Annotated in this window: 13 protein-coding genes; 2 read left to right on the plus strand and 11 right to left on the minus strand. The window is 71.2% G+C overall.

From position 1 onward, the window contains the following. Positions 1–418, plus strand: a 418-nt coding sequence (locus KV557_RS32545; protein WP_218205155.1) for a DDE-type integrase/transposase/recombinase, incomplete at its 5' end; no start/stop codon positions are given. Between the two features lie 227 nt (positions 419–645). Here KV557_RS32545 and KV557_RS44595 read toward each other — a convergent pair. The 7 genes from KV557_RS44595 to KV557_RS32580 form a co-directional block, all read right to left on the minus strand. After that, on the minus strand, positions 646–2,781 hold the full coding sequence (locus KV557_RS44595; protein WP_218205193.1) for a serine/threonine-protein kinase: 2,136 nt from the start codon (positions 2,779–2,781) through the stop codon (positions 646–648). A gap of 228 nt (positions 2,782–3,009) precedes the next feature. Next, on the minus strand, positions 3,010–4,236 hold the full coding sequence (locus KV557_RS32555) for a cytochrome P450 (RefSeq protein WP_218205156.1): 1,227 nt from the start codon (positions 4,234–4,236) through the stop codon (positions 3,010–3,012). Positions 4,237–4,365: 129 nt separating this feature from the next. After that, positions 4,366–5,610, minus strand: coding sequence for a cytochrome P450 family protein (locus tag KV557_RS32560; protein WP_218205157.1), 1,245 nt, complete (start codon positions 5,608–5,610; stop codon positions 4,366–4,368). Then, the gene (locus tag KV557_RS44215) at positions 5,607–8,759 is read right to left on the minus strand and encodes an amino acid adenylation domain-containing protein (protein WP_218205158.1); all 3,153 of its coding nucleotides are present in this window, start codon (positions 8,757–8,759) and stop codon (positions 5,607–5,609) included. The genes KV557_RS32560 and KV557_RS44215 overlap by 4 nt, the downstream gene beginning before the upstream one ends. Positions 8,760–8,875: 116 nt before the next feature. Then, positions 8,876–9,355, minus strand: a complete 480-nt coding sequence (locus KV557_RS32570; protein ID WP_218205159.1) for a pyridoxamine 5'-phosphate oxidase family protein — start codon at positions 9,353–9,355, stop codon at positions 8,876–8,878. Between the two features lie 226 nt (positions 9,356–9,581). Then, positions 9,582–10,058, minus strand: coding sequence for a flavodoxin family protein (locus tag KV557_RS32575; RefSeq protein ID WP_218205160.1), 477 nt, complete (start codon positions 10,056–10,058; stop codon positions 9,582–9,584). Positions 10,059–10,206: 148 nt separating this feature from the next. Continuing rightward, on the minus strand, positions 10,207–10,776 hold the full coding sequence (locus tag KV557_RS32580; RefSeq protein WP_218205161.1) for a TetR/AcrR family transcriptional regulator: 570 nt from the start codon (positions 10,774–10,776) through the stop codon (positions 10,207–10,209). 82 nt (positions 10,777–10,858) lie between these two features. Between KV557_RS32580 and KV557_RS32585 the strand changes: the two genes are divergently transcribed. After that, positions 10,859–11,347 carry an FBP domain-containing protein gene (locus tag KV557_RS32585; protein WP_218205162.1) on the plus strand — a complete coding sequence of 163 codons (489 nt, stop codon included), beginning with the start codon at positions 10,859–10,861 and terminating at the stop codon, positions 11,345–11,347. A gap of 14 nt (positions 11,348–11,361) precedes the next feature. Here KV557_RS32585 and KV557_RS32590 read toward each other — a convergent pair whose 3' ends face one another. The 4 genes from KV557_RS32590 to KV557_RS32605 all read right to left on the minus strand — a co-directional run bounded on the left by KV557_RS32590 (position 11,362) and on the right by KV557_RS32605 (position 15,482). Then, positions 11,362–11,619, minus strand: a complete 258-nt coding sequence (locus KV557_RS32590; RefSeq protein WP_218205163.1) for a hypothetical protein — start codon at positions 11,617–11,619, stop codon at positions 11,362–11,364. 130 nt (positions 11,620–11,749) lie between these two features. Further along, the gene (locus tag KV557_RS32595; RefSeq protein WP_218205164.1) at positions 11,750–12,610 is read right to left on the minus strand and encodes a menaquinone biosynthetic enzyme MqnA/MqnD family protein; all 861 of its coding nucleotides are present in this window, start codon (positions 12,608–12,610) and stop codon (positions 11,750–11,752) included. Between the two features lie 99 nt (positions 12,611–12,709). Further along, the gene (locus KV557_RS32600) at positions 12,710–13,873 is read right to left on the minus strand and encodes an acyl-CoA dehydrogenase family protein (protein WP_218205165.1); all 1,164 of its coding nucleotides are present in this window, start codon (positions 13,871–13,873) and stop codon (positions 12,710–12,712) included. Continuing rightward, positions 13,866–15,482 carry an HAL/PAL/TAL family ammonia-lyase gene (locus KV557_RS32605; protein ID WP_256178297.1) on the minus strand — a complete coding sequence of 539 codons (1,617 nt, stop codon included), beginning with the start codon at positions 15,480–15,482 and terminating at the stop codon, positions 13,866–13,868. Before KV557_RS32605 ends, KV557_RS32600 begins: the two co-directional genes overlap by 8 nt. Positions 15,483–15,630: the final 148 nt, after the last annotated feature.

Raw genomic sequence — 15,630 nt, forward strand, 5'->3', positions numbered from 1 at the left:
CGAGGTGATCGGGTACGCGATGGCTGACCACCACCGCGCCGAGTTGGTCACCGACGCCCTGAAGATGGCCGCCGGCCGTGGCGACCTGAAGCCCGGCTGCATCATGCACAGCGACCGCGGAAGCGAGTACACGAGTAGCGAATTCCGCAGGACGATAAGGAAGTTGAGCCTGCGGCAAAGCATGGGGCGAACCGGCATATGTTACGATAACGCCGCAGCCGAGAGCTTTTTCGGACTGCTGAAAGCGGAGATCGGCACCACCGTCTGGGAGAGCCACGAGGCGGCCCGCGCGGATGTCTTCCGCTTCATCGAAGTCGAGTACAACCGCACCAGGCTCCGCAAGCACCCCGAGTTCGGGTACCTCACCCCGCTCGAAACCCGAGCCAGGCTGCAGAACGACTTCACCCCCGCAGCGTAAGCATCCGCTGTCCAAGATCAGGGGGGAACTTCAGACGGCCCTGCAGAATCTGCCCGGCGACCTGTGGTCCTACGAACTGGAGCAGTCCAGTAAGGTCGCCAGGGGGGTCGTGCTGTGGAGCAAGAAGACCGCCAATGCCGACCAGGCGCGGGTGGACGCGACGAAGAAGTTCCTCGCCACGAATTCCTGAAGGATGTGACGAAGGGCCAGTTCGGTGACGACGAGCGCTACTTCAAGCCGGCGATCAGCCCCTTCATCACATCGCTGATGGTGGTGGCCACGGCGTCGTCCTGGAAGCCCGTGTCATGGGGCGCGTAGGAGTCCACGACCCGGTTGGTGTCCAGGGCAAACAGCCTGTAGTCCTTCTCGTTGAGAATGGTGTCGTCCTTCGTCGTCTGGAAGGCCTGCTCGCCGAGAGTGACGGGCGGCTTGGACACAGTGCCGGTGACACCTCCGTTCGCCTTGGCCGCATAGGCCTGCTTGGCCTGCTCCGGACTCTTGTAGGTCGTGACAGAGAAGAAGACATAAGTGCCGGCCCTGCCGCCGCCGGCGAACCACAGGCTGCAGGTCTGGTAGGTCGCTTCGTCCGCAGAGCCCGCAAGGAGATACTCCTCTTTCCCCTCCGGGGCGCGCTTCTCCTTTCCGAAGAGCTGCTCCAGCTTGCCTGTGTCGACGTTTTTGCACTCGGCGGGCACCGGGCCGGAGGGGCTCCCGGTGGCGATCGGGGTGGCCGCCGGGAAGGCCGTCGGCTTGAGAGCGCTGCCAAACGACTCCTGCCGGGTCAGCTCGGCGGTCGCGGTTCTCCCGCTCCGGTCGTCCCAGCTCATCTGCAGTGTGCCGTCGTTGTTGAGCGTGATGGTCACCGTGTCGGTGTCGAGGTACTTCTTGCAACCCGGGCCCTGCGAGTCCGGACCGCCGACCAATTTGCCGGTCAGGACCAGCTTCTGGTCCGTCACCTCCTGGCGCTTGTACGCCGACAGGCATGACCCGCTTCCGCCGGGAACCGCCGCGCCGCGGAGGTCGATCTCCGTTTCGATCGAGTCGCTGTCCCCGTTGCTGCTGTTCTCGTCGTGGATGCTCAGTGCGGCAGCGCCGCTCAGCCCGGAGTTGTCCTGGAGTTGGCCACCCCACGCGCCGATGAAGCTCTTGGGAATGGGAGGGGTGCTGGGAGTGCTCCCCGCGGCAGCAGTGTGCCCGGGGTCGGAATGCAGCATCACGGCCGCCGTGACCGCCAGTGCGGCCACCACCACGACCGCGACCCCGGCAAGCAGCGGCGCCTTGCCGCGGTTACCGGCGTTCGCCTCCCGGCGGCCGTCCGGCGCCGAGGCCCGTAGCGCCATCGTCGCATCCGGCACCGGCGCCACGGGGGCCTGTAGGGGCGGTTGCGACGGCATGGTGGGAGTGGGGGTGGTCGCGGACGGCTGCGGCGGCGTCGTGGCGTCTGGTACGACCGGCTCCGGCGCCGCATCCAGGTTGAGCAGCTCCACCGTCCGCCGGCTGATCTGCGCCATCAGCGGCGCGGCGAGCCAGCCGGCGCCGACCAGTTCCGCGGCCCCGCGCGGTGCGAGCCGTGCCGCGACCTCCTGCGGGGTCGGCCGGGCGGCCGGGTCCTTGGCCAGGCAGGCCTCGGCCGCCGCCCGCAACTCGCCCTGCAGGTGGCCCAGTTCCGGCTCGCCGTGCGCCACCTTGTACAGCAGGGCGGCCGCGCTCTCCGCGCTGAACGGCCCCTGGCCGGTGGCCGCGAACGCCAGCACCGTGCCGAGCTGGAACACGTCCGATGCCGGACCCAGTGGCCGGTCCTGCACCTGCTCCGGCGACATGTACCCCGGCGAGCCCACCACGACCCCCGTGCTGGTGAGCGACGAGGTCGCCAGGCTGTCCATCGCCCGTGCGATCCCGAAGTCGATCAGCACCGGACCGTCCGGCGACAGCATCACGTTCGACGGCTTGAGGTCACGGTGGATCAGCCCCAGCCCGTGGATGGCGTTCAACGCCTCCGCGAGCCCGGCCACCAGTGCCCGTATCCCGTGCTCGGACAGCGGCCCGAACTCCGCCACCGCCTCGGCCAGCGAGGGCCCCGCGACGTATCCGGTGGCCACCCACGGCTCGGGCGACTCGGTGTCCGAGTCGAGCACCGGCGCGGTCCACGCGCCCCCGACCCGCCGCGCCGCGGCCACCTCGCGCCGGAAGCGGGCCCGGAACTCGGCGTCCGCCGCCAGCTCCGGCCGCACGACCTTCACCGCGACGGTCCGACCCCCGGCCGTCCGGCCGAGGTAGACGCAGCCCATCCCACCGGCGCCGAGCCGCCCGAGCAGCCGGTAGGACCCGACGACCGACGGATCCTCGGCCAGCAACGGCTGCATCGCCACACCACTCCCCCGCTTGGCCCGGCACACTCCGCCGTGGCACCCCGAATGCCGCCCAGAGCTTAGCGGCATCCTGCGGGAGCGGTTCCGACGCCGCCGGCGATCACCCGAGGTCACCGCCGGGCCGGCCCCTCCACTACAGGCGTAGTTCAAGGCCGATGTGCGGGGACGTGAACATGGAGGCATGGGAAGTCGGACCGGCCGACTTCCCATGCCCCCATGGATTTACCAGGTCACCGGGATGGCGGCCGGGGTGATCGCCATGCGGTTGGGGTGCCAGGGGATCTCGGCGATCGGGGCCGCGAGGCGGAGGGTGGGGATGTGGGCGAGCAGGACGCGGAAGGCGGTGTCGGAGTGCCGGCGGACCAGATGGGCGCCGGGGCAGTGGTGGCGGCCGTGGCCGAAGCGAAGGTGGGGGTTGGGGGAACGGGTGGGGTCGAAGTCCTCGGCGTCGGCGAAGGCGACGGGGTCGAAGTTGGCCGCGTCCAGGGAGAGCAGGATGAGGTCGCCCGCCTTGACGGACGCGGGGCCCAGCTCCGTGTCCTGGGTGACGAAACGCGGGATCGCGTTGCCGAGGACGACGCTGCACCGCAGCAGCTCCTCGACGTACTGCGGCATCGTCTCCGGACGGGCGCGGAGTGCGGCGAAGTCCTCGGGGCGCTGGAGCAGGTTCAGCGCGGCGACCCCCAGGAAGCTCGCGAAGTCCTCGTAGCCGCTGACGAACAGGACGGCGACGATGTTGGACAGCTGCTCGTCGGTCAGCCCCTGGCCGGAGGCGTTGAGGTCGGCGAGGCGGTCGGCGAGGCCGCGCGGCCGGCCGGGTGTGCGCGCGGCCATGAACGCGGCCATGTAGGCGCGGATCTCCTCCCAGTTGGTGGCCAGCTCCTCGTCGGAGTAGGTCACCATGGTGAGGTCCTTGTCGGCGCGCTCGGCGAGCCACTCACGGTCCCCGAAGGGCAGGCCGAGCAGTCGGCACATGCACTGCGCAGCGACCCACTCGGCGAAGTGCCGGTGCAGGTCGCCGGGGGTGCCTTCGGCGAGCATCGCGTCCAGGCCGGCGCGGGTGACCTCGGCGACCCAGTCGGCGGGCAGTTCGGGCTGGTTGCGGCCGAGCGCGGCGAGCACCTCGTCCCGCAGCCCGGCCTGCTGGAGGTGGTTCATGGCGTCCAGCAGTTCGGGCGCGAGGATCGGGGCGTCCTGGGTGGGACTGTCCGACTCACCGAGCACGGAGCGCGCGAAGGCGCGGTCCCGCAGGATGTCGCGCGCCAGCTCGTAGCCGGTGACCAGCCATGCCTCGCCGCCGGAGTTGGTCCTGACCCGGGCGACCGGGCAACGGCCCTGCAGGTCAGCCAGCTCGGGGGCGAGGCGGTCGCCCTTGGTGCTGAACGGGTAGTGCGGGAGGGGCAGTTCGTGCGGGGTGTGGTCGGTGGCGGGTGCCTGGGGTGCGCTCATGCGCCCACCTCGCTTCGCTCGGCAGGGGCATTCGCCCATGCGCAGATTTCGATGACTCGCTCGCTTCGCTCGCTCATGTGGTAGTCAAGGGCCTTTCAGGATCGGACGGACAAGGGTCTGCGTGCGTGGTCACCACCGCACCGGCAGGCGGGCCGGTGCGCGCAGCGGAGTGGACTCGTCCCAGGGCAGCATCTCGGCCGGCTCGGCGAGTTCGATGTCGGGCAGCCGTTCCAGCAGCACCTCGATCACGGTGGCGAGTTGCAGCCGGCTCAGATGGGCGCCGGTGCACGCGTGCGGGCCGTGGCCGAAGGCGACGTGCGGGTTGGGCGTGCGGGTCAGGTCGAGCCGGTCGGGGTCGGTGAACGCCTCGAGGTCGTGGTTGGCGGAGGCGGGCACCGGGACGACGGCGTCGCCGGCCCGGATGTGTTGGCCGTGGAGGGTGAGGTCCTCGCGGGCGACGAGGATGTTGATCGCGTTCATGAGGGGGACGTACCGCAGCAGTTCGTCCACCGCGCTGCCGATCCGCCCGGGCTCGTCGCGGAGCATCCGCAGCTGGTCGGGGTGGGTGAGGAGGGCGAGCAGGGCGTTGCCGGTGTGCTGCATGTTGGTCTTGTAACCGGCCATGAGCATGGTGACGACGAAGCTGACGACGTCGTCCCTGGTCAGCCCGCCGCCCGGGCGGCGGCTCTCGGCGAGGAGCAGCCGGATGCAGTCGTCGCCTTCGCCTTCGCCATCGCCTTCCTGCTCCTTGCGGGTGATCAGCGTCGACGCGTAGTCCTGCAGCGCGTACAGGGCCTCCAGCACCTGTTCCATCGTCAGCCCGGCGGCGCCGAGCAGCGTGAGGGTGTGCGGGAGATAGAGGTCCCGGTCCTCGTACGGCAGGCCGACGGTCTCGCACAGCACCCGCAACGGCAGCGGCTCGACGTAGGCGGCGACCAGGTCGGCCGTCCGGCCGGGGGACGCGGCCACCATCGCGTCGATCAACTCCTCCGCCATGGCCCGGATCCGGGGCCGCATGAACTCCAGCCGCCCCCGGCCGAACAACGGCAGGACGGCGCGGCGCACGCGCTCGTGGTGCTCCCCGGTCATCTCCAGGAACGTCGGCAGGCACGGCGGCGGCGCGTCGGCGTCTTCGGTGGGCGGCCACGCGGAGAGCAGGGGCCGTACGAGCCGGGGGTCGGCGAAGGCGGCGCGCACGTCCTGGTAGCGGCTGAGCAGCCAGGCGGTCTCGCCGTTGGGCAACTGCGCTTTGACGACGGGCTGTTCGGCGCGCAGCCGGGCGTAGGCGCAGGGGGGTCCGGCGGTGCCGGGTGCCGCTTCGGGCACGGGGATGACGGTGTCGGCGATCGCGGCGTGGGTGTCGAGATTGGTCATGCAATGCGCTCCTGGTGAGAGGCGACGGCTCCGGCCGTGGGCCGCGGGATGTAGCCGGAGGCGAAGAAGTACTCCAGGTACCGGTCCAGCAGGGCGGAGTCGACCGGCGGGCAGTGCAGCCCGCTGTCGGCCATGGCGGCCTCGGCGTTGCGCCGGCCGAGCACCGGGAAGGTGTCCTTGAAGTACATCTCCTTGACGGACATGTCGGCCGTACGGCTGCGGTCCACACACAGCGAGACGAAGGGGGCGGTGGCGCTGGTCGGGTTCGCGGCGACGTGCCGCACCAGCTCGCCGACCCACTGCGGGTACGGCAGCGTCCGCACCGCGCAGCCCGCAGCGCGCATGCGGCCGACAACGTCCGACAGCATCGCCGGGCGGGGGTTGGTGAGGTGGTAGGCCCGGCCGTCGGCCTTCTGCCGGGTGGCGATGTGGACCACGGCCGCGGCGAGGTGGTCGACCGGCACGAAGTCCATCGGCAGGGCGATGTCGGGGGCCAGCCCGGTCTCGGCGATCGTCTTGAAGAGCGAGCAGATGGCCGTCTCGGTGTTGCCCACCCCGCGCACCTGGTCGCCGGTCACCTCGTACGGGCGGTACACGGCCACCGGCAGGCCCTGCGCCGCCGCCCGGCGCAGCACCCCCTCGGCGACCCACTTGCTCTCGGCGTAACCCATGGTGAGCCCGTCGGCGTGGGCCGGCGGCACGTCCTCGTCCACGTCGCGTATCCCGGCCGCCCCGAAGCCGGCGACGACGGCGACGGTGGAGACGAAGTGCACCGGAACGCGGCGGGGCGCCGCGATGCGGATGACCTCCCGGGTGCCGTCCACGTTGGGCGCCCGCAACTGCTCGTAGGGGTAGAGGAAGTTGACCTGGGCGCCGTTGTGCACGATCAGGTCCAGCCGGCCGGCCAGCGCGGCACGGTGTCCGTCCGGCATGCCGAGGCCGGGCTCGGAGAGGTCCGCGGGGAAGCACTCCACCCGCCGCCAGTCGGCCTCGCCCACGCGCAGCCCGTAGCGGGCGAGGGCGGTGCGTACCCGCTGTTCGGCGTGGGGGCGGCTCGCCGCCCGTACGGGGCAGTGGATGCGGGCGGCGGTGTCGCGCAGCAGCTGGTCCAGGAGGAAGGCGCCGACGAAGCCGGAGGCTCCGGTGAGCAGGATGTCCCGCGGGTCCTGCGGGCGCGGCGCCGGGCCTTCGGCGGGCGGGAGGTCGAAGCCGAGTTCGGTCTCGCGGGTGAAGTCGACGGCGGTCCCGGTGGCAGTGCTGGTGGCGGCGGTCGTGCCGGAGCCGTCGCGAGCGGCGCGTACGGCGTCGGTGAAGCCCTGGAGGGTGGGTGCGGCGAGCAGGGCCCTGATGAGGGTGGAACCCAGCGCCGCGTCCAGGCCGAGCGCGGCCAGGGTACGGGTGACCGCCTCGGAGGCGAGCAGCGAGTCGCCGCCGAGGTGGAAGAAGTCGTCCTCGGGCGCGGGGCGCACGCGCAGCACCTGCCGCCACACCTCGGCGAGGAGGCCGAGCAGGCTCTCGGGCTGCTGCTCGTTCGCCTCGTGCTGGACTGTGGCTTCCCGGGCGACGCCGGCGATGGCCTTCAGCCGCACGCGGTCGACCTTGCCACCGCTGGTCACCGGGAAGCGGTCCAGGGCGACGAGGGTGGGAACGGCCTGCGCGGGCAGCCACTGGGTGCAGTACGCACGCAGGTCGGGCAACGGCAGAGGGCGCCCGGGCGCGGCGGGAGTGACGTAAGCGGTCAGCGCCTCCGGACCGGCCTCGACCACGGCCTCGCCGACCTCCGGGTGGGCGCGCAACCGGGCCTCCACCTCGTCGAGTTCGACGCGCGCACCGCGCAGCTTCACCTGACGGTCCAGCCGCCCGCGGTACTCCAGCAGTCCGTCGTCGGTCCAGCGGGCCTGGTCGCCGGTCCGGTAGAGCAGGCCGCCGGGCTCGACCTCGGGCAGCCGGACGAACCGCTCGGCGGTCAGCCGCGGATCTCCGAGGTAGCCGAGCGCCAACCCGTCCCCGCCGACGAACAGTTCGCCCTCCTCACCGGGCGGCGCGGGCGTGCCGTCGGGGAGCAGGACGTGGCAGGTGGTGGCCCCGAACGGGCGGCCGATGGGGACGGACGCGGCGTCCTCGGGCAGCGGGCGCACGATGTGGGCGGTGGAGACGACCGAATTCTCGGTCGGACCGTAGAAGTTGACCACCGTGGTGGCGGGGCAGGCCGCGAGGACGGCGCTCGCGAGCCGCGGGTCCATCGCCTCGCCACCGGCCGAGACGAACCGCAGCCCGGCCATGGCCTGCGGACGGGTCCGGGCGAGGAGGTGAAAGACGCCCGTGGTCAGGTAGGCGACCGTGACGGCCCGGGTGTGGAACAGCTGCTCCAGGGCGGCCGGTGAGAGCAGTTGCTCCCGGTCGGCGATGACCAGGCAGGCGCCCGTGAGGAGGGCTCCCCAGATCTCGATGGTCGAGGCGTCCGAGGAGAGGCCGTAACCGTGCAGTATCCGGTCGTCGGGCCCGGGCGGGGGCAGCTCGCGGTCGGACAGGACGAGACGGGCCACGCCCCGGTGCGGGATCGCCACCGGCTTCGGGCGCCCGGTCGTGCCGGAGGTGAAGGCCACGTAGGCGCAGTCGGACGCGGATAAGCGGGCGGCGGGGACGGTTGCGGGGGCGGATGCGGTGGACGGCGCCGCATCCGTGGGCGCGTCCTCGTCGACCCCGATACTCATGTGCAGCCCGCGCACCCGGCGTGCGGCGTTCGGCAGGGTGACGGCGGCGCGGAGCCCGGCGTCCTCGGCCATGGCCCGCAGCCGGGCCGGGGGGAGGTCGTCATCGAGCGGTACGTACGCGCAGCCGGCCTTGAGTATGCCCAGCAGCGCGACCAGCGCCTCCAGCGACCGGCTGCCGCAGACGCCGACCGGCTCGCCCGGAACGACGCCGGAGGCGAGCAGGCGCTCCGCCAAGGCCGTTGAACGGCAGTCGAGTTGGCCATAGGTGAGGCTGCGTTCGCCGTGCCGCGCGGCGAGTGCGTGCGGCCGGGCGGCCGCCTGCCGGGCGAACAGGTCCGGGAGGCGGAGGTCCCGTGGATAGGACGGGAGACGGCCGCCTGTCGGCGGGCCGGCGGGCCGGGGGTGCAGGCGCGGCGAAACGTGGGTGTCGGTCATCGGATCCTTCCGAGTTGGGTTGACGTCGCCGAATGACGTCGCCAGACGTCGTCTTCGGATAACGCCCTTGGCTCATCGCGGCGGATGGCCGGGACGAGCCGACGGTGGGCAGGCGCTCAGGCGGCGCCGTCGGCCCCGGGCTCGGCGAAGTCGGCGGCGAAGGCTGCGAAGTCGGCGGTGCGCCAGCGCTGCGGCGACAGCCGGAAGAGGACGTCGTCCTTGAGCTGAGCGGCGGTGGCGGCGAGATAGGCGCGGGCCTCGTCCGGGTCCAGGTAGCGATGGGCCAGGTTTTCGCGGACGGCGGGCGGCACCGGGTCCTCGACCGCGACGACTGGCCCCTCGACGCTCACATAGCGGTAGGGCCGCCGCTCGTCCTGCACGCAGAGGCTGAACCGGCCTGCGGCGCGCAGCAGTTGGCCCTTGACCGTCTCCCGGCCGGTCTGGACCACGATCTCTCCCCCGGCCTCGTAGCCGTACCAGACCGGCACGACCAGGGGCGCCCGGTCGCCGCCCCTCGGATCGACGACACCCAGGACGCCGACGCGCCGGTCGGCGAGGAACTGCTCGCGGTCGTGTCGCGACATGGTGGGTAACACGCGTAAGGACTCCTTGCCTTCGACGGGCAGTGCAGTGCTGCCGCGATTGCATCGGTCGACCGAGTTCGCGGACGATGCATCACTTTCCGCCGGGACACGTCAAAAACCACTCGTTCGAGTGACGTTGACGTCAACGCAACTGGAGTCCGATAGCCCATCGGGAGGTCATTCGCCTGCCTACATTCGGACAATCTCCGGCAGGGAGTGAAGGCCGCACCAGGGACGGTCAGGACGCCGCGCCGGTGCGGGCTCGCAGCCCTTCGGCGAACGTGCGCGCCGCGTCCAGATCGGGGGCGCCGGGCCGTCCCTTGTTGATGCCGCCGACGAGCCTGAACGGAAGCCAGGTGTCGAACCCGCGGCACGAAAAGGTGTCGCCCGCCTCGAAGCCCTTCCCTCCGAGGAGCCGCACGAGGGGGCGGGTGAATGGCCGGAACCGCAGCTCGGGCAGCCCGCTCGTGGCGAACACGAACGCCTTGCGCCGCTGCTCCCCGGCCGGGAGCGACCGGACGAACTGGAGCAGCCGGGGGTGGAAGTTCCCCGTGAAGATCCCCGAGCCGAATCCCACGAGGTCGCAGCCGGAGAGCTCCGCCGTATCGACCTGTTCGGGCTCGACAACCGGGGCCTCCAGGACCTGGCCCATGACGTCGGCGATCCTCCTGGTGTTGCCGTGGGACACCGAGGTGCACACGATGACGGCCTTCACGAGAATGCTCCAATCGCTTCAAACCCGCAGCGGTGCGGAAACGGCCGCACCCGACAGGTAGACAGGACGCCGCCGAAGGATGTGACATCCCGATGCGAAGGATTCCCTGAGTGTGCGTGCGCGATCAGGACGCGGCCGCCCAACCCCCTCAGGCGGCAGGCCAGTTGCGCAACAGAGCGTCGAGGGCGTCGAGGATCCGCGACCAGGTGTCCTCCGTGTCGCGCGCGGTGTGCTGGAAGCTCCCGGCTCGCTCCAGCGTGACGTAGCCGTGGAAGGTGCTGCCCAGCAGCCGCACGGCGTCGGTCTCGTCAGGTTCCGCGAGGTCGTACCCGCGCAGGATCGCCCGCGTCATCCGGGAGTGCCGGCCCGCGGCACTCGCCCGGATCGTCTCCGCGTCGAGCTCGAGCTGTCCGGCGGCGTAGCGGCCGGGGTGCTCGCGGGCGTAGTCGCGGTAGGCGTTGGCGAAGGCCGTGAGGGCGTCCTTGCCCGCGCGCCCGGCGAGGGCGGCGGCGACCCGGTCGGCGAGTTCCGCCAGGGCGAGCAGCGCGATGCGGGTCTTCAGGTCCCGGGAGTTCTTGACGTGCGAGTACAGGCTCGCGTCCTTGACGCCGAAGCGCCGCGCGAGCGCCGAGACCGTCACCTTGTCGAAGCCGACCTCGTCGGCCAGCTCCGCGCCCGCCAGCGTGAGGCGTTCCGCGGTCAGTCCTACGCGCGCCATGCTGCTCCCATCGTCCAGCTCTCTCTTACCTGGGGCAATAATACATTTGCCTAATGCCCCTAGGTAACTTACGTTGCTTCCTATGAAGCCGCTGACCGAGCAAGAGATCCGCAACGCGTTCGTGAACTGCACCAAGGGCGAGGCCTCGCGCCTCAACGTCCCCCGCGACCTGGCCGAGCAGCCGTGGGACGACCTCGACTTCCTCGGCTGGCGCGACCACCAGGCTCCCGACCGCGCCTACCTCGTCACCGAGCTCGACGGCCGCCGGGTGGCCGTCGCCCTGCGCTCCTCCGCCGCCGCCTCCTCCTGGCAGGCCCGGCGCAGCATGTGCTCGCTCTGCGTGACCACCCACACGGGCGGCGTCTCGCTGCTGGTAGCCCCGCTCGCCGGGAAGGCCGGCAAGCAGGGCAACTCCGTGGGCGCGTACATGTGCAGCGACCTGTCCTGCTCGCTGTACGTGCGCGGCAAGAAGGACATCGGCACCAAGCTGCACGAGTCACTGACCGTGGAGGAGAAGGTCCAGCGCACGGTGGCGAACCTGGCCGCCTTCATCGCCAAGGTCACGGCGTGACCGCAGGCGGCCCGTCACCGTGGGACCTCGCCCCCACCCTGTGCCGGCTCCTCGAACCGCCCGCCGGCTGCCACCGCACCGGCGGGCGGCGTCCGCAGCTCGATGTGCCCGTGGCGAAGGTGGTTGCGGTGCCCGTCGGTGAACTCCAGCCGGAGGCTGCGGTCGGGCCGCACGTCCACGACGACGGCGCTCTCGACCGCACCGTAGGAGGAGTCGCGGTAGACCCACACGTGGTCGCCGATGCGGAACTCCGCCGTCTCCGAGATGATCACCGGACTCACCTTCCCCCTCCCCTCGCTCGGATGCCTTCCCGCTGACGTAATACGGCCCGGCAGCCCCGGGAGACTCAATCCCGGTGTCGAAATCCCGGTGTCGAACTACGCGCCGAGCACCTCCACCCGCCTACGCGCCGAGCACCTCCACCCGTGTGTCCGCGGGGAATCCGGCGATCGGGCCCGCCTGCCGGGCGAACTCGGTGATGGCGGCGAACTGGTCCTCCGCCAGCCGGAAGTCAAGCGTCTTGAAGTAGCGCTCCAGCGATGCCGCGTCGAACGGCTCCCAGCAAGCGGCCTGCTCGGCGATCCCGGGAAGGTGCCCCAGGGAGAGGTCGCGGGCGGCGAGCAGGGAGCGGTGCACCTGGCGGACCAGCTCGGGCCGGTGGGCCAGGTAGTCGCGGCGGACGGCCCAGACCGCGAAGACGAAGGGCAGCCCGGTCCAGTCCTTCCACATCTGCCCGAGGTCGTGGACGTGCAGGCCCAGCTGCTCGGCCTGGTGCAGCGACGCCGTCAGCGCCACGTCCCCGATGACCACGGCGGCGTCCGCCTCCCGCATCATCGCTTCCAGGTCGGGCGGCCGGACCTCGTACCGCGGCCTGACCCGGTACTGCTCGGCGAGCAGCAGCCTGGCCAGGCACACCGACGTCCGGGAGGTGGAGCCGAGCGCCACCCGTGCGCCGTCCAGCTGGTCCAGCGGCAGCCGGGAGACGATCGAGCAGGACATCACCGGGCCGTCGCAGCCCACCGCCAGCCCGGGCAGCACCACCAGTTCGTCGGCGTTGCGCAGGAACTCGACCAGGCTGATCGCCGAGATGTCCAGGTCGCCCAGGACCAGCCCGTCGTTCAGTTCGTCGGGAGTCCTTCTGGTCAGTTCGAGATCGAGCAGGGCACCGGTCCGGGCCAGCCCCCAGTACACGGGCAGTGAGTTGAGGAACCGGATGTGTCCGACCCGGGGACGGCCGACGGCGGAATTTGGTGTTGTGTCCACATCCGGAGAGTAGCCCTGCACTACACGGACAGCAGCGAGGGGGCCACTCGTTCGAGTGGGCCCCCTCGCCGGCCTCCTGCCAGTGGTACTGATGTCCGGTCAGATGAACGGGGTGTCGGGCGACCCGCCCAGCAGGAGCTCTCCCGACCAGTCGAGGATCAGGTCCTGCCCGACCACGTGCTGGCAGATCGTGGTCAGATCGCGCAGCCGCCGGTCGAGCGGGGTGCGGTGGCTGTAGATCGAGTCCCCGCCGACCAGGTCGTACAGGTCGTTCGCGATGTCGCGCGCGGCCCGGAAGGCGTTGTACCTGGCCAGGGCCGCCAGCGCGCGCTCCTTGGGCTGCACCGGCTCGTTCGCCACCAGCCTGGCCCAGATGTCCTCGACCGAGGAGTAGACGAGGGTACGGGCGGCGGCGAGGTTCAGCTCGCAGCGGGCCATCACGCGCCGCGCGCGCGGCGAGTCCCGCCAGCCGGTACCGCTCGCCCGGTCCACCCGCTGCTCGGCGATCTCGTGGACGAAGTCCAGCACCCCCCGCGCGGCGCCCAGCGGGACACCGGCCATCTTCCGCAGGATCGCGTCCGGGTGGCGGTTGATCGGACGGTCGGCCCACGGCTCGTCGAAGACGAACGTGTGCTCCTCGGGGACGAAGACGCCCTCGGCCCGGTAGTCGCAACTCCCGCTGCCGGACAGCCCGGTGGTGTACCAGTTGTCGATGATCTCCACCTGGTCGCGCGGCAGGAGCACCACCCGCCAGACGGGGCGGCCGCGCTCGTCCTTGACCTGCTCGCCGTCGCGGAACACCAGACAGCCGCCCGCGATCACGTCGGCGTGAGTGCACCCGCTGCCGAAGCGCCAGGTGCCCTCCAGACGGTAGCCCCCCTCGACGACGTGCGCCCGGGCGCCCGGACGGACCTGGCCGGCGGTGATCAGGTCCAGCTCCGGATACAGCCCGCGGGCGGCGTCGGGCTGCAGGTAGCCGGCGTAGATGCCCGAGTCCATCCCGATCATGACGCACCAGCCGACCGACGTATCGGCCCGGGACGCCTCCTCGATGATCGCGATCTGTTCCATCGAGGTGAGATCGCTGCCGCCCCACTCGGCGGGCATCGCGGCCCGGAACACTCCGGCGGTGCGCAGCGACTCGACCAGGTCCTCGGGCAGCCGGCGCAGCTGCTCGATCTCCTCCGAGCGCTTGGCGATCAGCGGGGAGAGCCTGCGGACCTCGCCCAGGATCTCCTCGTAGCCGAGGATGCGGTCAGGCATCGGCCAGCTCCTTGCGCTCTTCCTCGGACCGGGCGGCGTCGACGAGTTCACCGGAGCGGATCAGCCGCAGGACCGCCTGGATGTCCGCGTCCATGCGGCGGTCGGTGTCGACGAAGGGGGCGACCGTGCGGACGAGGTCGTGGACGGCGCGGCTGCGCGTGGCGAGCTGCCCGGCGCCGCGGATCTCGACGGCCTGGCAGGCGGCGAGGAGATGGATGGCCACGACTTCCTGGACGAGGTCGACGATCGTGCGCGCGTCCCGCGCGGCGATCGGGGACATGCTCACCTTGTCCTGGTTGTGGGCCTCGGTGGAGCGGGAGAAGACGCTGACCGGGTTGGTGTTCTTGAGGGCCTCCGCAGTGATGGCGGAGCAGGCCAGCTGCATGCCCTTGAAGCCGTGGTGCAGGCCGGCGGCCCACTCGTCGGCCTGCACGGGGGCGATCAGGTTGGGCGTCAGGCCGTTGTTGAACTTCTCGTCGACGAGGAGTTCGAGCTGACGGTCGAGGAGGTCGGCGACGTTGGCAACGGCGACCTTGAGGGCGTCCATCGCCTGGACCACGTGGCCGCCGTAGAAGTTGCCGCCGCTGTGGACGGTGCCGCCGGCGACGTCGAACAGCGGGTTGTCGTTGGAGGAGTTGATCTCGATCTCGATCCAGCGGCGGGCCCAGTCGATGGTGTCCCGCAGGACGCCGATGACGTGGGGGGCGCAGCGGATGGAGTAGCGGTCCTGGATGGTGCGGGTCAGGCGCTGGTAGCCGCGGTCCTCCAGGGCGTCGCTGAGACCGAGGACCTGGCTGTGTTCGAGGGCGAGGCCGGAGTCAGCCAGGATCTCGGCGACCCGGCGGGCACTGGTGATCTGCCCGGGGTGCGGCTTCTCCTCGTGGATGAAGGCGTTGAAGTGGCTGCGGTTGCCGTTCAGGCCCTCGCTGGCCAGGGCGGTGCAGGTCTCGGCGAGGACGGCGAGTTCCTCGGCGCGGGCGATGGCGAGGGCGGCGTAGGCGGAGGAGAAGGAGGTGCCGTTGATGAGGGCGAGGCCGTCCTTGGCCTCGGGCACGATCGGGTCGAGGCCGAGTTCGGCGAGGACGTCGGCGGCGGGGCGGACGCTGCCCTGGTAGAGCAGTTCGCCCTCGCCGATGAGGGGCGCGGCGACGTAGCACATGGGGACGAGGTCGCCGCTGGCGCCGACGGACCCGCGCTCCGGAATGACCGGGAGGGCGTCGTGCCGCAGGAGGTCGAGGAGGCGGTCGACGATGGCGGGGTTGACGGCGGAGTTGCCGCGGGCCAGGCAGTTGGCCCGGATCAGCAGGGTGGCGCGGGCGACCTCGGCCGTGGCGGCAGGGCCGGTGCCGTTGAGGTGGTAGCGGATCATGTTGCGCTGGAGCTCGGCCGCCTTGGCCGGGGAGATCTGGTTGTTGGCGCTGTCCCCGAACCCGGTGGTGACGCCGTAGATGGGCTGCTGGGTGGCGATCAGGTCGAGCTTGAGGCTGCGGGACTCCCTCAGGCGCTCGGCGGCGGCCTCGGACAGCCCGACCTGCCCCTCGCCCCGCGATATCTGTACGACCTGGGCGATCGTCAGGCTGCGTCCGTCGAGCACGGCACGTTCCGTCATCGGTGATGTCTCTTTCGTGATCATGAGGGTTTTGTGATCATGAGGATCTGTGAAGGGCGCGGAGATGGCGCGCGCGGAGAAGGGCGCGCAGACAAGAGCGCGCGGAGACCGGGCTGTTTGCGGCCTGTCTGCGGCCTACTTGACAGCC

The organism is Kitasatospora aureofaciens (genome assembly GCF_019192735.1).
Lineage (GTDB): Bacteria > Actinomycetota > Actinomycetes > Streptomycetales > Streptomycetaceae > Kitasatospora > Kitasatospora aureofaciens_A.